This is a genomic window from Kordia algicida OT-1, from assembly GCF_000154725.1.
GTDB lineage: Bacteria > Bacteroidota > Bacteroidia > Flavobacteriales > Flavobacteriaceae > Kordia > Kordia algicida.
This window is the reverse complement of the sequence record NZ_DS544873.1, coordinates 1,775,557-1,797,256: the sequence shown is the minus strand read 5'-3', so window position 1 is coordinate 1,797,256 and position 21,700 is coordinate 1,775,557. Positions and strand designations below refer to the sequence as shown.

Here is a 21,700-nt window from a genome sequence, read left to right as displayed (position 1 = left end):
CGATTAAAACCATTGGGAAACCGATGGTTTTTTTGTTTAAAAAAATAAAGTATAAAAAATGCTTCTAGAAATATAGAAGCATTTTTTTTATCGTGAAATGAATTGTTATTCCGTTATTCTGGAATCACTACTTTATGATTTTTCAATGCATCATTGTCTTCAATATTGATGTCAATATACATACGGTTTCCTGTAATTCTTTGTAGTTTCGTATCTGTAATTCCTTCAATAGGTAATGCTTTGCTACTATTGAAATTTAGAGGTCTTCCTGCGGCTGCAATATCTGCTAAGGCTGCTGCTAATAAAGGTTCATTTTCATCACCAAGAACGCCTAAATTTGTCAAATCTTCTGCGAGAACAATATCTGGATCCAATCCGTTAGTGTAGTTAGAGAAGCCTGCGCTATTCTCCAAACGAGAAATTAATGGTTGCATTGCCCATTTATGATTTGGATTCAACTGTTCATCTCCAAATGTCCATGAAGGCGAATCGTATAAAGAAACGGATGCTTCATTTTTTCCTGTCGTCGTTGTTCCTACTTGCACAACATCAATGTACGGATCTAAAGAGTTAATCACTAATTCACTTGCAGAAGCTGTACTTCCTGTAGTAATTATGTATACTTTAGATAGTCCTAAACTGTTGATTCCTGCACCTGTACTCAACGTGCTACGGAAGTAGCGATTTTCTTGCTCGTCTGTCAATATTGGTTGAATTTTATCGTTGTAACGGAATTTTGTAAATAATTGTCCTTCAAACTGTCCAGTTACCATGCTCCCTAAGTTGATCGCACTACTTACAAAACCACCAGGATTGTAACGGAAATCTAACACTAAATCAGTCACACCTTGCGCTTGAAAATCTGCAAAAGCACCATTTAATTGCGTATCAAAGTTTGCGATAAATTGGTTATACGTAATGTATCCAACTTTTTTTGCACCAACATCAATAGTTGTCGTTACCAAAATTGGATTTTCAGTAAGATTCGTTTTTGTTAAATCAATATTTCTTCCGTTTGGTGTAATAGATCGTACTCCATTATTAACAGTCAAATCAGCTAGGTTAAACGTATACGAAGTTGCATCTAACAAACCTAAATTATTATCTGTGGAAGAATTAAAGTATAAACTTTCTCCATTTACAGCATAAATAATATCTCCACGGCGAATATCTTTTCCATCCGCATCAGAGTTTGGCACAATATAACGTACATATCCAATAACTTCAGAGCTTCCACTGTTTAAAAAGATATATCGGACATCGGCTCCATTTGAATCTGAATTTCCTTGTTGTGATGCTTGTAAAAGATCGTAATCATCTACAATAATGCTAAAACGGTCGTCAGGGTGACGTAAATGTTCAAATAAATCAGCAGGGTTTGGATAACTGTTTAGAAAAGAAATATATCCTTCTGCATCATCAAGCTTGCTATCATCTAAATCAGCCACTTCACCTTGCCAAAAATACCATAAATTTAATCCTTTCCATACAAAATCTTGTACCTCTAAATCAGCAGAAACGCTAAACAGATTATCATCTTGATCTGTACAACTTACCGTAACGATAGAAGCCGTGACAAATAGAAAGAGCAACTTTTTTATATTCATAATTTTCTTTATCATAGTTTGTTTTTACTTTTATAAACACTAAAAATAGCGACATTATTGTAAAATAAAAATTATTTGTAACAAATTCGTAACTCGTTCGTCTTCCTTATAACTAACCGAAATTAATAGATCAAAAATGAAACAGGCAGATTTTTTAAATATGATATTGCCTTTTAAAGACAAGCTATACCGATTGGCAAAGCGTTTGTTGGTTTCTAGTGAAGAAGCAGAAGACGCAACCCAAGAAGTATTGTTGAAATTATGGTCTAAGAAATCGAAGATTAGTGCTTATAATAATGTGGAAGCTTTTGCAATGACAATGACTAAAAATTATTGCTTGGATAAACTGAAATCAAAACAAGCCAGCAATTTAAAATTGGTTCACAGTAATTACAAAGATGAAAATACCTCATTACAAAAAGAAGTAGAATTAAAAGATAGTGTCAGTTTTGTACATGAAATTATGGAACAGCTGCCAGAGCAACAAAAAATCATCATACAATTGCGTGATGTAGAACAGTATGATTTTGAGGAAATTGCCAAAGTTGTCAATATGAATCCAACAGCAATTCGCGTCGCATTATCTAGAGCAAGAAAATACATAAGACAAGAACTTATAAAAACACACAACTATGGAGTTAGCTAACATAGAAAATTTATTAGAGAAGTATTTTGAAGCAACAACAACGGTTCAAGAAGAACAAGAGTTACAAGCGTATTTTTCGCAAAATAATGTGGCGCCGCATTTGCAAGAATACCAACCCATGTTTCAGCACTTCGCTAATTTAAAAAGTGAGCAGTTTACTCGCAACGTTCCATTAAAACCTAGAAAAAACTATTTAAAATGGATTTCAGTTGCCGCCGTATTCCTTCTTACTACCGGACTATTTTTTAACGAATGGAAAAAACAACGTGAAGCCGAACAAGCTTTTGAAGATTTCAAAATGACCATGTCTCTTGTGTCAGAAAGTTTCAATACAGGAGCAAGTCACATCAATCATTTAGCACAATTTGAAGAAACAACAAACAAAATTTTTATAACAGAAAACAATTAAAAACATGAAGAAAGTAGTATTATTAGTAATGTTAATGGCTTTGCCAATACTTACATTTGGACAAAATATTTTTGAAAAATATGCAGATAATGACGAAGTAACGTACGTATCTATTAAACCTAAAATGTTTAGAATGCTTGCCACTATGGGAATGGATGCCGATGATCCTGAAGCAAAAGAATTTTTAGAAATGGTAAATAGTATGAAAAGTTTAAAAACACTTGCTACCAGCGATACTAAAATTTCTGCCGACTTAAAAAGATGGGTAAGCGGTCGTTCATCTGAGTTAGAAGAATTAATGGAAGTGAAAGACGGAGATACGCGTATGAAATTCTACGTAAAAGAAGGAAAAAGCGATACGCACGTTAAAGAACTTTTAATGTACATTACAGGTATTGAAGACAAAGTAAAAATGAAAGACAGAAGCATCAATACCGTGGTGGTTTCCTTAACTGGAGATATCGATTTAACGCAAGTATCAAAGCTTACCAGTAAAATGGACATTCCAGGTGGAGAACACTTAAAAAATGTAGATAAGAAAAAGAAAAACTAAAAACACATAGTTTTTACCACGCGTCAATGGATACGTATCTATTGGCGCGTTAGTATTTAAATTCATCATCAAAAAACAATCAAAAAATGAAAACGATACCATCAATCTTAATATTATTACTTGTTGCTGTTGGCATGAGTAGTTGTTCTGATAAAAATAGCTTGCAAAATTATATTTTAGACAATGCCGAAAGAGTCGGTTTTTCTTCAAGTACAGTTCCAATCAGTTCTATCAAAGAACAAGGAATGGAAATGACAGAAAAGCAAGAAGAAGCTTTTAATGCCATTGATCGTGTAAATATTTTAATGTTTAAAGCGAGTCCTGAAAATCAAGAGGAATTTATTGCAGAAAGAGACAAAGTAAAAACAATCTTAAAACAAAAGAAGTACGAAGAACTGATAGATTTAGGGAGAAACGGAGTTATCAAATTTTCAGGAGAAGAAGAAGCTATTGATGAAATAGTTATTTTATTATCAAATAAAGAAATGGGATTTGCCGTTACCAGAATTGTCGGGGATGATATGAACATGAAAAAATTCATGGAACTCTATCAAATGGTAAGTCAGCGTGATGCTTCTAAAAACAACTTCAACTTTGGAGAATTGACTAAATTTATTCCAATAAACTAAAAAAAGGATGAATGTATGTTAAAATACATTTACCCTTTTCTTTTTTTAAAGTCAGTTATATACTATAATTTTTTATCGAAAATGCTGCTTGAGAAAAAGTAAATTATTACCAACGCAATAATCGCTAAAATGATAAAAAAGGTAATTTCCTTAATTTCTCTTTTCTTGGTTTGCAGACGATTTTGATACTCTTTCTCAGTAATCTCTGCATGAACTTCTTTATTATATGTATCTAAAAAATCAGTCTTAAACTTCCCGATACCTTTCATAAATTCTTCAGAACTTACGCCTTCTTTTGCTAAAAAAGTACAAGTAAAACTATCGTATAAGTCAAAATCAGAAAATTCGTTAACCTGATCGTTTACAACAGATAGTGTATTCACATCGATCATTGGAAGTTTCACAGAACCTTCCATGATGTCATTTAATGATAGCTTCTTAAGAATTTCCTCTAGATTGTTATTCATACTTCCAAAGTGAATTCCAGAGCCATAATTTTCTTTAATAAAGGATTTGAGCGCTTTGTTATAGACTACTTTTTTAATTTGTAATCTTCCGTGATGCTGCGCTGTATCCAAACCTTTATCATCTTTCGAGTGTGTGAGTTTGATATTCACAGGATTAAATTTTGTTAGTTCTTGGCATTGCAAAATTAAAAAAAAAACAATGCCGACAACTATGAAAAGCTATATTCCTGTATAATTATTTGGATTTATGCTTTTTAATTCAGATTTTATATAGTCCGAAACGTCTAAAGTATCAATAAAACTAGCAATTGATTTTTGCGTTATTTTTTCGTTAGTTCTCGTAAGACCTTTAAGTGCTTCATACGGATTTGGATAACTTTCCCTTCTTAAAATTGTCTGAATCGCTTCTGCAACAACCGCCCAATTATTTTCTAGGTCTTGGTCAAATTTTACTTTGTTCAATAATAATTTATTCAATCCTTTTAGTGTCGATTGAAATCCAATAACGGTATGCCCAAAAGGAACACCAACATTTCTCAGCACAGTAGAATCTGTTAAATCGCGCTGTAAACGAGAAATAGGAAGTTTGGCTGATAAATGTGAAAAAACGGCATTGGCAATTCCTAAGTTACCTTCACTGTTTTCAAAATCAATCGGATTTACCTTATGTGGCATTGCTGACGAACCAACTTCACCTGCTTTAATTTTTTGTTTGAAATAATCCATGGAAATGTACGTCCAAAAATCTCTATCCAAATCAATTAAAATGGTGTTGATACGTTTCAATCCATCAAAAATTCCTGCTACATGATCGTAATGTTCTATCTGAGTCGTAGGAAACGAGTGATGTAATCCTAAAATTCGTTCAACAAAATCATTTCCAAATGCTTTCCAGTCAATTGTTGGATACGCAACCTTATGTGCATTAAAATTTCCTGTAGCACCACCAAATTTTGCGGCATGCGGAATTCCTGAAATAGATTCCACTTGCGCTTCAATACGCGTAATAAATACTTCAATTTCTTTTCCCAAACGCGTTGGAGAAGCAGGTTGTCCGTGCGTTCTTGCCAGCATAGAAACATCTGTCCATTCAATGGCTAACTCTTTTAATTTTTCTAAAACACGTACCAATTCAGGAAGATATACGTTTTGAATTGCTTCTTTGATAGAAAGCGGAATCGCCGTATTATTAATATCTTGAGAAGTCAATCCGAAATGGATAAACTCTTTATATTGTGAAATTGCCAATTGGTCAAATTTCTCTTTGATGAAATATTCAACAGCTTTCACATCATGATTGGTTACCTTTTCAATATCTTTAATCGCTTGTGCGTCGGCTGCGGTAAAATTTTCATAAATACTGCGCAAATCGTCATACAAAGACGCATCAAAATCTTCAAGTTGTGGTAATGGCACATTACACAAAGCGATAAAATATTCAATTTCAACCAAAACGCGGTATTTTATTAGTGATTCTTCACTAAAATAATTGGCTAAAGCGATGGTTTTGTTACGATATCTTCCGTCAATAGGAGAAATTGCATTAAGCGTAGTAAGTGTCATTGTAGTTGTGTTGTTGTTTTAAGCTCACAAATATACTTTTTAGATTGCTTGAAATAAAATTTTAAGACTTCATTTTCTAGCTTTTTTAATTCGTTTTATAAGGTCTCTAGCTCTTGCTTTAAATGCGGCACTTTGCGAATGATAATCACGCTCCAAGATAAGAACTAATTCTTCATGAATCCAATCAAACTCCTTTCCTAGTAAAAACAATGAACGCATGGAATACGCTTTTACAGCTACTTTTTGATCGGTAATCATCCAATCAAAACAAGTTTCTGTAATTTTTTCACGATGTTTTTTGGTTAATTTTTCTTTTGTCTGATTGGGATTTTTATGATAATATGCTTCAATCAAATATTCAGCAACTTTTGCTATAGGACGTACAGCAGGATCTAAATGTACGGTTTGCATGTGTTCTGTATACACATCTAAATGTGGAAGAATGGCGTCTAAACGTTCTCTAGCAACAAACTCAAACAACCAAGCGGCTCTAGCAGAAATTTTATCATCAACTGTAAAAACAACCTTTAATAATGTGGGAAGCAACGCAGGATTATTTAAAACAATTTTTGCATAATAATTTCGCTTCTCGCGAGAATGATTTACATAATTTAATTCTGAATAAAGTTGTTCAAATGTCATTGTTTTTATAATTTGGACTGCTTAAAAATAATAAAATGAAGATACTTAAAAAAATAGCGGTTTTAGCATTAATTGTACTGATAGTTTTACAGTTTTTCGGACCAGAAAAGAATGAAGGGGATGTAACTGATTTACAAGCTTTTCTAACAGAAACCAATCCACCAGCATCTGTACAAGCTACATTAAAAACGGCTTGTTACGACTGTCATTCTAGCAATACGCGCTATCCTTGGTATGGAAATATAGAGCCAATTTCTTATTGGATGGCAGAGCATGTGGAGCATGGAAAAGAAGAATTAAATTTTTCTGAATGGAGTTCGTACTCATACAAACGAAAAGATCATAAACTAGAAGAAGTAATTGAAGAAATAGAAGAAGGTCACATGCCAATTTCTTCTTATTTATGGACACATGGCGACGCAAAATTAACAGAAGCCCAAATCAAAGAAGTAGCAGATTGGGTAACAAATGCAAGAGCGATGATGGCAATTGGTCAGGAAAAGCCACAGTAGTTTTTTTGAAGTATAGAGGTTTTAGTATTTAACGTCAGTTCGATATAAATCATTCAATTTATATGTATAGTAATTTTAGAGATAATTCTGCTATGTAATTCATTTTTAAGGCTTTACTTTCTTTTTCTTTGCTTACCCAAAGAATACTGAATCAAGTTCAGCACAGGCATCAACAAAAGAAAGGGAACTTTTCCAGAGGTATTTTTAGTTTTTCTTTTATGGAAAAACTAAAACCGCATGAATTTTTCTAAATTTTCTCCAAGGTTTCGAAAATTTTTAACGAAAAACTCCTGCTATACTGCGGAAAAGAATAGTTTCAAACTAAAGTTCTTACGTCGAACTCACGTTATTTAGAATTTAGATTTCAAATAGGAATTGTGGTTTTGAAGTAAAAATATATTTTTAAGAGCCAAGAGCCAAGAGCCAAGCGCCAAGAGCCAAGAGCCAAGCCTACTTAATAAGTTCATTCACTACTTTTGGCACACCAACAGAAGCATTTTCCGCAATAACAGTAAGGTTTTCGTACGATTTTTGTGGAACCGCAGGATTTGGATCTATAAAATAGATTTTAGTATTTTTTGGTACAAAATCAATCAAACTAGCTGCTGGATATACTTGCATAGACGTTCCAATAATTAGTAAAATATCTGCCTGAACACATTCGGCAACCGCCGTTTCAATCATTGGAACAGCTTCGCCAAACCACACGATATGCGGACGTAATTGCGCACCATTTTCACATAAATTACCCAATACGATATCATCAGAACAATCATACACTTTATATGGCGCTTTGGTGCTTCTTGATTTTGACAATTCGCCATGCAAGTGAATGATATGAGAACTTCCTGCACGCTCGTGCAAATTGTCTACATTTTGTGTGATAATAACGACATTATAGTGTTTTTCCAAATCGACTAAAGATAAATGTCCTTTATTTGGAGCTACTTCTTTTAATTGTCTTCTTCGCTGATTGTAAAAATCCAACACCAACGCAGGATTTTTTTCAAAACCATCTGGCGAAGCAACTTCCATTACATCGTGTCCTTCCCATAAACCATCAGCATCACGAAATGTTTTAATGCCACTTTCTGCGCTAATTCCTGCACCTGTGAGTACGACTATTTTTTTTCTTTCCATCTTTTGTAAATTGTAGCAGTTGGTAAATTTTCGAATTCATTTTCTTTATCGTCAATAAAATCTACCAAATCCTTTTTTGTATATACTTTACTGGCAATCATTCTGTCGAGCAACACAATACTATCTTCATGTTTATTTAAAGAATCGTACATGTATAATAAGCTCAGCTTGGCATTTTCAAAATCGGGATATTCTTTTATAATATATGTGTACGCTTTTTCAGCGGCTTCATAATCTTCAAATTCCCAAGCGGCATTTCCACGAATATATTCCACAAAATCATCTTCGGTAACTTCTTCTAAATCATCAATAATTCGCATCGTGGCATTGTAATCTTTCAGCATGATAAAATAATCAACAGCCATGAGTTTGGTAGTTGGATCGTCTGGAAACTTCTTTAACAATTCGTCAATCGCTTCCATATGATATACTTCGTTGATCTGGGAAGCAATCTGAATTTTCATGATATAATAAATCTTCTTCTCTCTAAATTCTCCTTTAATATTATTGATAAGATTGAATGCTTGTTTGTATTTTTCGTTGCCAATTAAAGTTTGAAAACGCGTCATAAACAACATGGTTTTAAGACGTTCTCTATTGTATTCGGTATCGGTAGATTCAGTCGGAACACTCAATTCGTACAGATTACGTAAAGTTTCACTAAAATATTCACCTGTTGTATACACATACATATCTTGCAATTTAAAATCGCCATCTACATATTGCAATTGGTAATCGTGATAATTTAAACCTTCCTCATCATTATATAGGCGAAATAATATATGGTATTTTTGTTCGTCTAAATGATAATAAAAATTCACAATATCATACGAAGAACCTTTTTCTATATCATCAATGATTTTTTGTGGAAATTGTGAAAACTTATCTTTAAATCCTTTTATGAATCCTTTATTAAAGTTTTTGATAGATTTACTTGGATTTTCGCCATTAACTTCAGAAATCACTTTGGAAGCAAAACTATCAATATCAAAATGGTCAACAAAAAAATCTACATCATTTTCATAGAAAGAACTGAGGAGTTTTTTTGCAAATTCAATGACTTTTTCATCATTAGTATCATTGTTTTTTGCATACGTATCTTTAGTTTCTTGCGCGGTAACGGTACCAAAGCAAAAAGTTAGTAACAAACAGTAAAAATATTTCATTGGTATTTGTTTAATGAATTACTAAAATAGACAAATTATCAGTGATAATGCTATTTTGTTGCTTGCTGTTTTTATGATAGCTTTGCAAGATGATGGATCGCAATTTATTAGAACATTTGGAAGGATATCTTACCGAACGCAGAAAAGAACTGTTTATCAAAGTGTTATCGAAGCGAACGCGTCATTTTACAGTTGCTGTAGAAGATGTGTATCAAATGCATAATACGAGTGCTGTATTGCGCAGTTGCGACGTTTTTGGTATACAAGATGTACACGTAATTGAAGCGCGATTGGGCAAAAAGATGGACAGAGAGATTGCCATGGGCGCACAAAAATGGGTAGACATTCATCGCTATAATGATACGCAACAATGCATAGACACGCTTAAAAAACAAGGCTATCGAATTATAGCAACCACACCACATGAAGATTCTCAGTATTTACACGATTTTGACATTACGCAAAAAGCAGCTTTCTTTTTTGGAAAGGAGAAAGAAGGTTTGAGCGAAGAAGTATTGTCGCAAGCAGATGAATTTTTAAAAATTCCGATGGTAGGTTTTACTGAAAGTCTAAATATATCTGTTTCTGCAGCAATTACCATTCAAGAGGTAACAACTAAACTTCGAAACTCAGATATTCCTTGGCAGTTTACCGAAGAAGAAGTCTTAGCAAAACGATTTGATTGGTGTAAAAAATCGATCAAAAGTATTGAAGATATTTTAAAACGTTACCACGAACAGAATCCGTAGTCTATTTAGGCTTTTTTGTTTGTTTCATCACATTTTCTTCATACAAATTTATCCAATCATTTGGAGACATTTTTGTTGCCAACTCTGCAATTAAATCATACGGAATATCGTCCATTTTTTTAAAGCGAATACAGCTTTTTCCCATGTCGAGCTTACGTTTGCAATGCTTTGGATATTCAGCCACAAACCATTCCATTAATTCTTTATTTGCGTAAATTCCCATGTGATATAATGCAACAAAATTTTTCTGTGAAGCATAACTAATAAATGGCAACGGAAGTTTTGGATCACAATGATAACCGCCAGGATATATAGAATGCGAAACCACAAACGAAGGCATATTGTAATTTACCTGTTCGGAGAAACCTTCGGGTAAATTTTCCTGAAGAATTTTTCGTATGTTGGCAATTACTTCTTTGCGTTCTTCGGGAAGTTGGTCAATATATCCTTCTACAGAGTTTGCTTCGTATGTCATAATATTTGGCTTTTTGAGAAATTAAAGTGCTAAATTATTAAAATAATTATCATTTTTTAATCAAAATAAAAAGTATCTTTAATCCAATCGATAAAATAATACATTATGGTTTCTTGGTTTGAAATTCCTGTGATAGACATGAATCGTGCACAAAAATTTTACGAAACAGTTTTTAAAGTCTCCATCAGGGTGGAAGATTTTGGAGGTTTGTTGTACGGTTGGTTTCCACCAAAACCTGCTACTGAAAGTTGTACGGGCGCGTTGGTGAAGCAAGAATCGTATGTGCCGAGCAAAACTGATGGTGTTTTGGTGTATTTTGCTTCCGAAGATGTTGCTAACGAACTCGCTATTATTCTTAAAGCTGGCGGAACTGTTGTACAAGGAAAAACTCAAATTTCTCCAGAAACAGGTTATATGGCAGTTTTTGTGGATACGGAAGGAAACAGGATTGCTTTATTTTCTAGAGCGTAAAGTTTCTCAACAGATTTTTTTTGTGGAATAAATAACACCAACATTTCCATCAAAATCAAAATCGTGTTCATATTGCAAGCCGATTTTTTCAAGAACTTTTATAGAAGCTTTATTTGCTTTCATTGCTCTGCCAACGATTTTTGGTAATTCTAAAGTTTTTAAGCCATAATCAACACAAGCTTTGGCTGTTTCTGTGGCAAAACCTTTGTTCCAATATTTTTTGAAGAAGCGGAAACCAATATCATATTCGTTATTTTTTGGTGTAAATTTGATGCCGCACCAGCCTAAAAACTCCTGTGATTCTTTATGAATAACTGCCCATCTTCCAATTCCGTATTTTTGGTAATGATCGTAATTTTCTAGAAACTCTTTTGCGTGATTGATGCTTGCAAAAGCAACATCGCCTGTGAATTTTATGACTTCTTCGTCTAAATTTAAATCATAAAAAGATTTCGCGTCAGCGACTGTAAGTTCGCGTAAATATGTGCGTTTGGTTTCTAAAATAATGTTCACAGGAAAAAGAATTATTCATGCAATAACACAATTGAAAACTCTGAGTCAATTGTAACTTTTCCATCTTTAACAGTTGCCGTTTTTCCTGAATAATGATCGGTTACTGTTGCACCATTTTCAAATTGTTTTCCAACATTGATTTCTTTTTTTCCTTTGGCTAAATCCAATCCAACAACCACTTTATCACTGTTGAAAGTTCTCGAAAACACATACGGACTTTCTGAAATCAGTTGATGCTTTCCAGCGCCAATCGCAGGATGTGCTTTTCGGAATTGTCCTAGTTTTTGCCAATGAGTTAATAGTTTTTTGGTTTCGGCATCATCCATCATTTCCCAATTCATAAACGAACGTAAAGTTGCATCACCATTGGTTCCTTCAATAATTAACGGACGTTTGGTTTCATCACCGTAATAGACTTGTGAAATTCCTGGCGTTAATAACAATTTTGTTGCCGATTCATAAGGTTTTGTTCTTGTTCTATCAAAAGGATCGCCATCATCATGCGAACTGATGTAATTCATCACGCTTTTTCCCTTTAAATCATTGTGAAGAATATTGTTGTATTTTGAGAAGATACTTTCGTAATTACCTTTTGCATCGTATTTAAATTGAAAGTTGATTAAATTGTCAAAACCATTTGCGTAATAATCTACTTTTTTATCGCCAAAGTCATAAAAACGCTTGTGATCTATGGAATAACCGTATAATTCACCCAACATAAAAAAGTCATTTTCATCCAAAACGGCTTCAGGATTTGCTTCTTTCCATTCTGTAAATGCAGTTTTTGCTTGCTTGTTTAATTCGTTCCAAGCACTTTCTTCTACGTGTTTTACGGTATCAACTCTGTAACCATCAACTCCATATTCACGCACGTAATCTGTCAACCATTTGATGATATAGTTTTTTGGAGTTTTCGCTAAACCCGTTTTTTTAAAGAATTCATCTAATTCTTTCATTTCGGTTTCGTAGCGACCTTCTGCTTTCCACTTTTCAACCAATGGAGTAGGCAAGGAGACAGTTTCTGTGCTATTTGTCAATACATCAGGAAGATTTTTTACAAGTGTACAACTTACTGCGGTATCGTAGTTTTGATAGCTACAACTTGGCTCTGTACGTACCCAAGTATCATTCCAAACAGGATCTTTTTCAGTTACAGGACCTGTGTGATTCATCACAACGTCCATTAAAATTCGGATTCCGTGTTCGTGTGCCGTTTCCATCAATTCTTTAAAATCTGCTGCTGTTCCAAAGTTTGGATCAAACTGAGTCCAATCTTTTGTCCAATATCCGTGAAAAGCATATGTATTTCCTGTGCCTTCATCTGTACTATCGTGAATTTGCTCTAATACAGGCGAAAACCAAATAGCGTTGATTCCTAAATCATCAAAATAGCCTTCTTTTATTTTTTGTGTAATTCCTGCCATGTCACCGCCCATAAATCCACGAAGTTTTGCAGGTTCTTTGGTTCTATCAAAATTAAGATCATTTTCTTTGTTTCCATTATAAAAACGATCTGTCAACATGAAATATACATTGGCAGCTTCCCAAACAAAAGGTTGTGCTTCAGTGGTTGTTTTAGCCACTTCTTTTGGTTCTGATTTACATGCGAAAAGACTGAATGTGATAAGAAATAAGATGAATAATTGCTTCATTTTGCGTGACGGTTTTGCGTTAGTATACTTGCAATATAAAGGTTACAACGCTATTTTCATATAGCAAAATTAAGAATCGATCAAAAAAGTGTTACTACAACGATTGAGTTGATTATTTTCTTGATAACTTGTGTTGGATGTTAGGTATTGGATGTGTAGATTGTGGAAAAAATAAAAAGTCTATTTTTTCTTTTGTCTGCTTAAAACTTTATATTCTTCATAACAATCGTTAATGGCATCAAGAATTTGTAGATCATTTGCGTTTGTAATGAATGTTTTAGAGTAGTTACATAACGAAAGAATTTCATCAATATCTACACGTTCTACTTGAAGTAATTCGCGCAACATTTGTCGGTCAAATTTAGAAGCGAGCAATTCACGAATTCGATCATCTTCTTTCATTTGACGCAGTTTGCGCATTTGTTGTGGTTTCTTCCCGAAAAGATTCTGTAAAAAATCGGCAGGATTAAATATGGCTCCTAATACTGTTGAGACTGCTCCAGGCGCTTTTTCTCCAGCTTCATATCCTGTAGAAAGCCCAGCAATACGATAACGGTAATTTGGACGAATTGGAACATTTTTGGCATCAATATCTAAATATCCTGTAAGTTGATAAGGTGTTAAAACTACTTTTTCAAGTGCGTATGCTAATTCCGTTAATCGAATCGTAGAAGAACTTTTGTATTTTAACATGTCGTTCGTAACACGTACTTTAATCGATTTGAATCCTAAAAAAGAAAAGAATAGAATGTCTTCCGCTTTTGCTTCAATTTCAAACTCACCTTTTTCATTCGTAATTACACCTTTTATTGTGGTTAAATTGACAACATGAACGGCTTTCATTGGCTTGTCGTCAGCATCGTTGACCACTTTAGCATACAACTTCTTCATGTCTTTGTCTTGAGCAGAAAGAGTACTTATAGTTAACAATAAAAGTAGAAAAGTGTATACTTTTTTCATAAATGCAATTTTACAGCAAAATAGTCTTTTCGACTAATTTTAGTATAAAAATACTAAACAAAACTATAAAAAGTGCGCGAAAGCACACTTTTTACTTAATATTAACAATATTGTTGTTATTTTCTTCTCGATCTTCCTCTGAATTTTTCGCCGCTATTTTCATTTCTACGACGTCTTCCGCCACCTTCAAAAGAGTTTTCACTTCTTCGGCTTCTTCTGCGATCTCCGCCACCGCCATCTCTGCGTCTTCGTCCGCCACCATCTCTACGGCGTCTTCCGCCACCACCGCCAGTGTTGGTTGATTCTTCTACATTTACAAAACGTCCTTCCACTTTAAAATCAGTGAAGTGCGCTAATACTTGTTCTTTTTTGTCGTTGTCTGTATTGAAGAAAGAAAAACTTTCTTTTACATCCACTTTGTACACGTCATCGCGACCTAAACTGAGCGTTTCTTTTAAGAAATCTTTTAAGCGCATCCAATCATAACCATCTTTTGAACCAACATTGATGAAGTAACGTGTGCTGTGTTCGTTGCTTTTACCGCGCGAGCCACGATCTTCGTTGTTTCCTTTTGGCTGATTTAAGTCTCTTGTTTTGCTGTAATAATTGAAGAAACGGTTAAATTCTACCGAAACCATACGTTTGATGAGTTCTTCTTTTGAAGTATCTTCAAAGATTTCCATGATTGCTGGTAAATAATCTTCAATTTCATCGTTAGCTTCCGTATTGTGAATTTTGTTTGCTAAATGAAATAATTGCACTTGACAGATTTCAATTCCTGTTGGAATCGGTTTTTGTTCAAATTTCTTTTGAATTTTACGCTCAATCGATTTGATTTTACGCATTTCACTTTTGGTTACAATTACCATAGAAACTCCATTCTTTCCAGCTCTACCTGTACGACCGCTTCGGTGTGTATAAGTTTCAATTTCATCTGGAAGTTGGTAATTGATTACGTGTGTAATATCGTCAACGTCAATTCCACGTGCAGCAACATCCGTAGCAACTAACATTTGAATTTGACGTGTACGGAACGATTTCATTACTAAATCACGTTGATTTTGACTTAAATCTCCATGAATTGCTGCGGCGTTGTAACCATCTTCGATTAATTTTTCGGCAACATTTTGCGTATCACGTTTTGTTCTACAGAAAACTACTGAAAATATATCTGGATTGGCATCTGCCAAACGTTTTAATGCTAGATAACGATCGCGACCACTTACAGCGTAAAACTCATGACGAACGCTATCTGAACCAGAGTTACGCGATCCAACCGTGATTTCTTGTGGAGTGTGCATAAACTTTTTAGCAATAGTAGCTACTTCTCTTGGCATGGTTGCCGAGAATAACCATGTGCTTTTGTCATCTGGCGTATGTGATAGGATAGAAGTGATATCTTCATAGAATCCCATGTTCAGCATTTCGTCAGCTTCATCAAGTACACAGTATTCAATTTTAGAAATATCTACCATTCGGCGATTAATCATATCTTGCATACGCCCTGGCGTTGCGACTACGATTTGTGCACCTTTCTTTACTTGTCTTGCTTGATCTGTGATACTTGCACCACCATAAATAGCGACCACATTGATGTTTTCGTATTTAGAATAGTTTTTAAGTTCGTTGGTAATTTGCAGGCACAATTCTCGCGTAGGCGATAAAATCAGTCCTTGCGTTGTGCGACTGTCTGCGTTTATTTTTTGAATTAACGGGAAACCAAAGGCGGCAGTTTTTCCTGTTCCTGTTTGTGCAAGCGCTACAATATCAGTTTCTTCGTTAAGTAAAATTGGAATTGCTTTTTCTTGTACTTCACTAGGCGTTTCAAAGCCCATATCCTGAATTGCACGCAAAAGCGAGTCTTGAAGACCTAATTCTTCAAATTTTGTCATACTATAATTTTAAAAGGTTCGAACAGCTTCTTGCTGTCTTGAGAAGTTACATGGAGCGTTACGACCTAATAAAATACCCTGACGCTGCATAACTTCATCCCGCTCTGGGATTTCAAGCGGCAAAGGTAGTGTTTTATTTTTAAATAGAAGTTTTTAATGTAATTATTTGTAAATCAGTTGTTTTTGTTCAGTCTGACAAAGAGACTTTAATTTGCGGATAGTCAATTCCGAAGGCTTTTTCGTTTTTGAAGGGAATTTTGAGTGTGTCAGTTTTGTTAAATGGAATCCAGATTTCGAGTTCGTCGAGGGTTTTGAGATTGTATTGATTTAATGAAGTATCAAAAGACGCAATTTGTAGCGTATTATCATTTTTGAGTTTCAGATAAAAATTTCCGACATAGTTCATGTCATTAGAAATATCTGAGATGGTAATATATTGCTTTTTTCCATGTTTATTTTGAATAACTATTGTTGGATAGTCATATATTTCTCTTTTTAAAGAACTTATAAAATAGTGGTCATATTTGGTTTTAATAGCGCTGATAAAATCGTTAGAATGAAAAATATAATTACCTTTTAGATCAAATAATTTAAACTCACATGTGCTAGTACAACAACCGTAAATAGTGGTTAGAAAATAGCCTTCTTTGTGATACGTTTGTAGATTATCACTGTAAAAATTAAGCTCATACGATATATTACAGATACTTTTTGGATGAAGAAACTGTAGATTGTGTTTAGTTCCTGTGCGTCCTGATACTTTTAAATCTTGATATCGTTGAGTGAGTCTAGTTAGAATATAATCCGTTTTAAAACCTACTGAGTCTACTTGTGTGATATCTTTAACGATTGTTTTTTGTGTATATGTACCATGCTTACCAATTTTAACATGCTTGTCTTTAAAAGTTGCTTGGATATTATAGATACTATCAAATCGATCAAAAGCATATTTTCTAATACCAAAATTTTCATCGTAGGAGAAGATAGTATCGTGTCTTAAAATTTTAAATCGATACAAATTACCATTTTCCTTTGGTAGATTTATTTTCAATAAAGTATCATTTACTTTTTGAAGATATACTATTTCTTTTTCAACAACAGTTTCTGTAACTGTTTTTGTGCAAGAAAAAATAAAAACAGAAATAGAAACAACTAAAGGTATGCGTAGATTCAAGATTGATTATTTTTTGGTGTTCAAAAAATCAATCAATTTTTGTACCGCTTTTCCGCGATGTCCGACACGATTTTTTTCAGCTAATGATATTTGTGAGAAGGTTTCCGAAAAACCATTTGCCATAAAAATAGGATCGTAGCCAAAGCCTTTGTCGCCTTTTTTCTTTTTGATGATGGTTCCCTCACAGATTCCTGTAAATGTATGTTGTTCGCCATTTAAAATTAATGCAACAACCGTTTTAAAATGTGCAGAACGATCTTCTTTGTCTTCCAAATTGTGCAATAATTTGTTCATATTATCATCTGCATTTCGTTGCGAACCTGCGTAACGTGCAGAAAAAACACCTGGTTCGCCGTTTAAAGCGTGTACTTCCAAACCTGTATCATCGGCAAAGCAATCGTAACCGTAATGTTCTTTTACATATTGTGCTTTTTGAATTGCGTTTCCTTCAATTGTTGGTTGTGTTTCAGGAATATCTTCTTCACAACCAATGTCTTTTAGACTTAAAATTGTGATATGACTTGGAAGTAACGATTGTACTTCTTTGACTTTGTTTTGGTTGTTGGTGGCGAATACGATTTTCATGGATTTAAAATATGTTAACGATGATGATAAGGTTCATTTCTCAAAATAGTAAAAGCTCTATACAATTGCTCTACCACAAAAAGACGCACCATTTGGTGTGAGAATGTCATTTTAGATAAGGAGACTTTTCCCTGTGCTTTCGCGTAAACGTTCTCAGAAAAACCATACGGTCCGCCAATTACAAAAACCAATGTTTTAATACCCGCATTCATGCGCTTTTGTAAATAGTTTGAAAAATCTATGGAAGAAAATTGTTTGCCGTTTTCATCCAACAAAATCAAAACATCTGTTGGAGCGAGTTTCTTCAAAATCAATTCGCCTTCTTTCTCTTTTTGCTGTGCTTCGCTGAGGTTTTTGGTGTTTTTCAAATCGGGAATAATCTCCAAGGTAAATTTAATGTAGTGCGACAAACGTTTCACATACTGATCGATCAGCTGTTGCAATTGTTTATCGTCCGTTCGACCAATAGCGAGCAGTTTTATATTCATACAGCAAAAATAACAGAAAATTTAGGAATTAAAAGTGCCGTGAATTTCCAAAGCCTCTACAAGCGAATAAGTATATTTAAAGTGTAGTATAACAACGGTTTATCTGTAAGAAAAAACTATGAGTTCTTTGTATCTTATGGTTTTAACCTAAAAAATATATAACCATGAAAAAACGTCATTTAAAAAAATCATTAACGCTTCGCAAAAAAATCATTTCAATGTTGCACATATCCAATGTAAAAGGCGGCGGTCCAACAGTTGGGTCAGATTGTTTCTCGCATTGTTTAGGGCATGAATGTGAAGCACATCATTAAACTGAATAAGTCTTAAAAAAACATCAATCATATTCAGTAAAAGTACCATCTTTTTAGTTGGTGCTTTTTTTATTTCCAATAATTCTATGCGCACATTTTGGATATGCAATATAAACTTTGCAATTTTGAAGTAAATACAATTTTACTAAAAGAATGATTTCAGAAACGCAATTTCAAAAAGAATTAGAATTAATAATTTCAAATGCTATCCGTGAAGATGTTGGAGATGGCGATCACAGTTCACTTGCTTGTATTCCAGATACAGCCACAGGAAAAGCAAAATTATTGGTAAAAGATGAAGGAATTATAGCAGGAATTGAATTTGCTAAAATGGTTTTTGAATATGTGGATTCTGAAATGAAGGTAGAAACTCTTATTGAAGACGGAAGTCCTGTAAAATACGGAGATATTGCTTTTTATGTCACAGGAAAATCACAGTCCATTTTAAAAGCAGAACGTTTGGTGTTAAATGCCATGCAGCGTATGAGCGCAATTGCAACCAAAACAAATATGTTTGTAAAACTGCTTGAAGGAACAGGAACAAAAATTTTAGACACGCGCAAAACAACTCCAGGAATCAGAGCATTGGAAAAGTGGGCAGTCAAAATTGGCGGCGGCGTAAATCATCGTTTCGCTTTGTACGATATGGTCATGTTAAAAGATAATCATATTGATTTTTGTGGAGGAATCACACAGGCAATCACTCAAACAAAAACGTATTTAAAAGAAAATGATCTAGATTTAAAAATAATCGTAGAAGCACGCAATTTGGATGAAATTGCAGAAATTCTAAAAACAAAAGGTGTCTACAGAATACTGATTGATAACTTTAATTATGAAGACACGCGAAAAGCTGTAAAAATGATTGGCGAACAATGTTTGACAGAATCTTCAGGAGGAATCAATGAAAAAACCATTCGCGAATACGCACTTTGTGGTGTAGATTATATTTCTTCGGGTGCGCTCACGCATTCTGTATACAACTTAGATTTAAGCTTAAAAGCTGTTGAATAATGTCTAAAGAAATCGAAGAAAAGCTAGACCGGATTCCCGTACTAAACATTTTAGTTTCGATACTCAGAAAAATAAAGCTTCCTGGGCTTGAAGGTCTATCTATCTACGATTTAATGGAAATGTACATTGTTGGAATCATCAATGGTGCGCTTACATCTCGCGCAGGTTCAATTGCTTTTAGTTTTTTTATGGCAATATTTCCATCATTACTATTCTTGCTAAATTTACTGCCTTACGTGCCTATAGATGGTTTCCAAGGAAGTTTTATCCGAGCGATTACTTCCTTACTTCCTGACGAATCAGGAAATTTTATGAATGAAATTATTGTAGACATCGTAAAAAACAAACGTGGCGGACTCTTGTCATCAACATTCTTACTTTCTATATTCCTTATGGCAAATGGCGTAAGTGCTATTTTTGCAGGATTTGAAACCTCATATTACATTTTAAAAAAACGTAGATTCTTTCAGCAATATCTTTACGCATTAGGTGTCGGATTAATTTTGGCATTGTTGTTGATTTCTACTGTAATTGTATTGGGATATACAGAAATATACATTGTACGAATCAGTGATTTTGCAGTAAAAACAACAGGATTCAAAATTTCACAAACAAATGAATTTTGGATCACTATAGCAAAATTTTCATTTCTAATCGTCATGGTATATCTCGGAACAGCAATACTATATTACTTTGGAACGCATCAAGGAAGACGAGCAAAATTCTTTTCGCCAGGCGCGTTGCTTACCACAGTATTAATTGTATTAACATCCTATTTATTTGGAATTTACATTGCCAATTTTTCTCAATACAATGAATTATATGGTTCTATTGGAGCATTATTAATTCTGATGATGTATATCTGGCTAAATGCCAATATATTACTCTTAGGATTTGAGTTAAATGCTTCCTTAGACATGTTAAGAATCAAAAAGGAGACATCCTAAATTTATTATGTTTGCATAATAAAAAGTAGTATATTACAAACGAAAATTATAAATAAACCCAATAAGAAATGAAAAAGACAATTTATGCGTTAATCGCTTTTTTAATCGTAGGTATGAGTGCTGTAAACGCTCAAATTGAAATCGGATCAGCAACACTGCCAGAAACGGTTACTTTTGAAAGTCAAAAACTTGTATATAATGGAGCAGGAGTACGTAAAAAAGCATGGTTTAAGCTTTATTCTGGCGGATTGTACTTGAAGCAAAAATCAAGTGATGCAAAAGATATTATGAATGCTGATGAAACAATGGCGATAAAATTGCATATTACATCACGATTGATATCTAGTAGCAAAATGATAAATGCTGTTGATGATGGTTTTGAAAACGCTACTGGTGGAAATACCGCACCAATTGCTACCGAAATCGAAAAATTTAAAGGCTTCTTTAGTGACGAAATCAATGATGGAGACATATTTGACATTGCATACATCAAAGGAAAAGGAGTTGTAGTCTACAAAAACGGAGCCGAAAAAGGAGTCATCTCTGGATTAGAATTCAAAAAAGCACTTTTCGGAATCTGGTTGTCAGACAAGCCAGCAGACAAACGTTTGAAAAAAGGAATGTTAGGAAACTAATACTTGCACAATCGCATGAAAAATACAGCATATTTTTACATTACCTTACTATTGCTTAGCGTTCAAATTAGTGTTGCGCAAAGTGTTGTTGGCAAATGGAAAACCATTGATGACGAAACGGGAGAAGCAAAATCAATTGTAGAAATCTACGAGCAAAATGGTAAAATCTATGGGAAAGTTGCAGATATTTTAAATCCTGCCAAACATGATGGATTGTGTGAAAACTGTAAAGGACACCGAAAAGACAAACCTGTCTTGGGAATGGTTATCATGAACGATTTGGAAAAAGATGATGACGAATACAAAGGCGGAAAAATTCTAGATCCAGAAAAGGGCAAAGAATACAAATGTAAAATTTGGCTTGATCCTGAAGACAAAAATAAACTATACGTTCGAGGTTATGTGGCGTTTTTTTACCGAACTCAAAATTGGTATCGCGTAGAATAGCAATCGACAAAAAGTATAAAAACCACTCCGAAAACGAGTGGTTTTTTTAT

26 protein-coding genes are annotated in these 21,700 nt (G+C 33.9%); 12 read left to right on the top strand and 14 right to left on the bottom strand.

What is annotated here, in order from left to right; translation table 11 throughout:
* Positions 1-113: 113 nt before the first annotated feature.
* Positions 114-1,607 (bottom strand): S41 family peptidase, encoded by a 1,494-nt coding sequence (locus KAOT1_RS07615; RefSeq protein ID WP_007094186.1) that lies wholly within the window; start codon positions 1,605-1,607, stop codon positions 114-116.
* Between the two features lie 136 nt (positions 1,608-1,743).
* Here KAOT1_RS07615 and KAOT1_RS07610 point away from each other — a divergent pair, with 136 nt between their 5' ends.
* From KAOT1_RS07610 to KAOT1_RS07595, 4 genes are all read left to right on the top strand, one after another.
* Positions 1,744-2,253, top strand: coding sequence for an RNA polymerase sigma factor (locus tag KAOT1_RS07610; RefSeq protein WP_007094185.1), 510 nt, complete (start codon positions 1,744-1,746; stop codon positions 2,251-2,253).
* On the top strand, positions 2,240-2,662 hold the full coding sequence (locus tag KAOT1_RS07605) for a hypothetical protein (RefSeq protein ID WP_007094184.1): 423 nt from the start codon (positions 2,240-2,242) through the stop codon (positions 2,660-2,662). The genes KAOT1_RS07610 and KAOT1_RS07605 overlap by 14 nt, the downstream gene beginning before the upstream one ends.
* A 4-nt stretch (positions 2,663-2,666) precedes the next feature.
* Positions 2,667-3,215, top strand: coding sequence for a DUF4252 domain-containing protein (locus tag KAOT1_RS07600; RefSeq protein WP_007094183.1), 549 nt, complete (start codon positions 2,667-2,669; stop codon positions 3,213-3,215).
* Positions 3,216-3,301: 86 nt separating this feature from the next.
* The gene (locus KAOT1_RS07595; RefSeq protein WP_007094182.1) at positions 3,302-3,844 is read left to right on the top strand and encodes a DUF4252 domain-containing protein; all 543 of its coding nucleotides are present in this window, start codon (positions 3,302-3,304) and stop codon (positions 3,842-3,844) included.
* Positions 3,845-3,906: 62 nt separating this feature from the next.
* On the opposite strand, the gene KAOT1_RS07590 is transcribed toward KAOT1_RS07595, so the two are convergent.
* The 3 genes from KAOT1_RS07590 to KAOT1_RS07580 all read right to left on the bottom strand — a co-directional run bounded on the left by KAOT1_RS07590 (position 3,907) and on the right by KAOT1_RS07580 (position 6,516).
* Positions 3,907-4,461: a hypothetical protein gene (locus tag KAOT1_RS07590; protein WP_007094181.1), complete on the bottom strand. Its 555-nt coding sequence runs from the start codon at positions 4,459-4,461 to the stop codon at positions 3,907-3,909.
* A gap of 69 nt (positions 4,462-4,530) precedes the next feature.
* Positions 4,531-5,874 carry an adenylosuccinate lyase gene (gene purB / locus KAOT1_RS07585; RefSeq protein ID WP_007094180.1) on the bottom strand — a complete coding sequence of 448 codons (1,344 nt, stop codon included), beginning with the start codon at positions 5,872-5,874 and terminating at the stop codon, positions 4,531-4,533.
* 69 nt (positions 5,875-5,943) lie between these two features.
* Positions 5,944-6,516, bottom strand: coding sequence for a hypothetical protein (locus KAOT1_RS07580; RefSeq protein WP_007094179.1), 573 nt, complete (start codon positions 6,514-6,516; stop codon positions 5,944-5,946).
* 35 nt (positions 6,517-6,551) lie between these two features.
* Between KAOT1_RS07580 and KAOT1_RS07575 the strand changes: the two genes are divergently transcribed.
* Positions 6,552-7,028 (top strand): heme-binding domain-containing protein, encoded by a 477-nt coding sequence (locus tag KAOT1_RS07575; RefSeq protein ID WP_007094178.1) that lies wholly within the window; start codon positions 6,552-6,554, stop codon positions 7,026-7,028.
* A 450-nt stretch (positions 7,029-7,478) separates the two neighbouring features.
* Here KAOT1_RS07575 and KAOT1_RS07570 read toward each other — a convergent pair whose 3' ends face one another.
* A complete protein-coding gene (locus KAOT1_RS07570) occupies positions 7,479-8,168 on the bottom strand; it encodes an SIR2 family NAD-dependent protein deacylase (RefSeq protein WP_007094177.1) in 690 nt (229 codons plus the stop codon).
* Positions 8,150-9,334, bottom strand: coding sequence for a tetratricopeptide repeat protein (locus KAOT1_RS07565; RefSeq protein WP_007094176.1), 1,185 nt, complete (start codon positions 9,332-9,334; stop codon positions 8,150-8,152). The genes KAOT1_RS07570 and KAOT1_RS07565 overlap by 19 nt, the downstream gene beginning before the upstream one ends.
* Before the next feature lie 92 nt (positions 9,335-9,426).
* Between KAOT1_RS07565 and KAOT1_RS07560 the strand changes: the two genes are divergently transcribed.
* The gene (locus KAOT1_RS07560) at positions 9,427-10,083 is read left to right on the top strand and encodes a TrmH family RNA methyltransferase (RefSeq protein WP_007094175.1); all 657 of its coding nucleotides are present in this window, start codon (positions 9,427-9,429) and stop codon (positions 10,081-10,083) included.
* A 1-nt stretch (position 10,084) separates the two neighbouring features.
* On the opposite strand, the gene KAOT1_RS07555 is transcribed toward KAOT1_RS07560, so the two are convergent.
* Positions 10,085-10,558, bottom strand: a complete 474-nt coding sequence (locus tag KAOT1_RS07555; protein ID WP_007094174.1) for a DUF1801 domain-containing protein — start codon at positions 10,556-10,558, stop codon at positions 10,085-10,087.
* Positions 10,559-10,663: 105 nt separating this feature from the next.
* Here KAOT1_RS07555 and KAOT1_RS07550 point away from each other — a divergent pair, with 105 nt between their 5' ends.
* Positions 10,664-11,029 (top strand): VOC family protein, encoded by a 366-nt coding sequence (locus KAOT1_RS07550; RefSeq protein WP_007094173.1) that lies wholly within the window; start codon positions 10,664-10,666, stop codon positions 11,027-11,029.
* A gap of 6 nt (positions 11,030-11,035) precedes the next feature.
* Here KAOT1_RS07550 and KAOT1_RS07545 read toward each other — a convergent pair whose 3' ends face one another.
* From KAOT1_RS07545 to rlmH, 7 genes are all read right to left on the bottom strand, one after another.
* Complete coding sequence (locus tag KAOT1_RS07545; protein ID WP_007094172.1) at positions 11,036-11,542, bottom strand: GNAT family N-acetyltransferase; 507 nt, start codon at positions 11,540-11,542, stop codon at positions 11,036-11,038.
* 11 nt (positions 11,543-11,553) lie between these two features.
* Complete coding sequence (locus tag KAOT1_RS07540) at positions 11,554-13,194, bottom strand: alpha-amylase family glycosyl hydrolase (protein ID WP_007094171.1); 1,641 nt, start codon at positions 13,192-13,194, stop codon at positions 11,554-11,556.
* 180 nt (positions 13,195-13,374) lie between these two features.
* Positions 13,375-14,154 carry a carboxypeptidase-like regulatory domain-containing protein gene (locus KAOT1_RS07535; RefSeq protein WP_007094170.1) on the bottom strand — a complete coding sequence of 260 codons (780 nt, stop codon included), beginning with the start codon at positions 14,152-14,154 and terminating at the stop codon, positions 13,375-13,377.
* 116 nt (positions 14,155-14,270) lie between these two features.
* The gene (locus KAOT1_RS07530) at positions 14,271-16,046 is read right to left on the bottom strand and encodes a DEAD/DEAH box helicase (protein WP_007094169.1); all 1,776 of its coding nucleotides are present in this window, start codon (positions 16,044-16,046) and stop codon (positions 14,271-14,273) included.
* Between the two features lie 187 nt (positions 16,047-16,233).
* Positions 16,234-17,220, bottom strand: a complete 987-nt coding sequence (locus tag KAOT1_RS07525; protein ID WP_007094168.1) for a hypothetical protein — start codon at positions 17,218-17,220, stop codon at positions 16,234-16,236.
* 6 nt (positions 17,221-17,226) lie between these two features.
* Complete coding sequence (locus KAOT1_RS07520; protein ID WP_007094167.1) at positions 17,227-17,805, bottom strand: non-canonical purine NTP diphosphatase; 579 nt, start codon at positions 17,803-17,805, stop codon at positions 17,227-17,229.
* Positions 17,806-17,819: 14 nt separating this feature from the next.
* Complete coding sequence (gene rlmH / locus KAOT1_RS07515; protein ID WP_007094166.1) at positions 17,820-18,293, bottom strand: 23S rRNA (pseudouridine(1915)-N(3))-methyltransferase RlmH; 474 nt, start codon at positions 18,291-18,293, stop codon at positions 17,820-17,822.
* 164 nt (positions 18,294-18,457) lie between these two features.
* On the opposite strand from rlmH, the gene KAOT1_RS22825 reads away from it, so the two are divergent.
* The 5 genes from KAOT1_RS22825 to KAOT1_RS07495 all read left to right on the top strand — a co-directional run bounded on the left by KAOT1_RS22825 (position 18,458) and on the right by KAOT1_RS07495 (position 21,650).
* Complete coding sequence (locus KAOT1_RS22825) at positions 18,458-18,607, top strand: hypothetical protein (RefSeq protein WP_007094165.1); 150 nt, start codon at positions 18,458-18,460, stop codon at positions 18,605-18,607.
* 153 nt (positions 18,608-18,760) lie between these two features.
* On the top strand, positions 18,761-19,621 hold the full coding sequence (gene nadC / locus KAOT1_RS07510; RefSeq protein WP_007094164.1) for a carboxylating nicotinate-nucleotide diphosphorylase: 861 nt from the start codon (positions 18,761-18,763) through the stop codon (positions 19,619-19,621).
* Positions 19,621-20,568: a YihY/virulence factor BrkB family protein gene (locus KAOT1_RS07505; RefSeq protein WP_007094163.1), complete on the top strand. Its 948-nt coding sequence runs from the start codon at positions 19,621-19,623 to the stop codon at positions 20,566-20,568. The genes nadC and KAOT1_RS07505 overlap by 1 nt, the downstream gene beginning before the upstream one ends.
* Before the next feature lie 68 nt (positions 20,569-20,636).
* Positions 20,637-21,203: a chalcone isomerase family protein gene (locus KAOT1_RS07500; RefSeq protein ID WP_007094162.1), complete on the top strand. Its 567-nt coding sequence runs from the start codon at positions 20,637-20,639 to the stop codon at positions 21,201-21,203.
* Positions 21,204-21,218: 15 nt separating this feature from the next.
* Positions 21,219-21,650, top strand: a complete 432-nt coding sequence (locus KAOT1_RS07495; RefSeq protein ID WP_007094161.1) for a DUF2147 domain-containing protein — start codon at positions 21,219-21,221, stop codon at positions 21,648-21,650.
* The last annotated feature ends 50 nt before the right edge of the window (positions 21,651-21,700 follow it).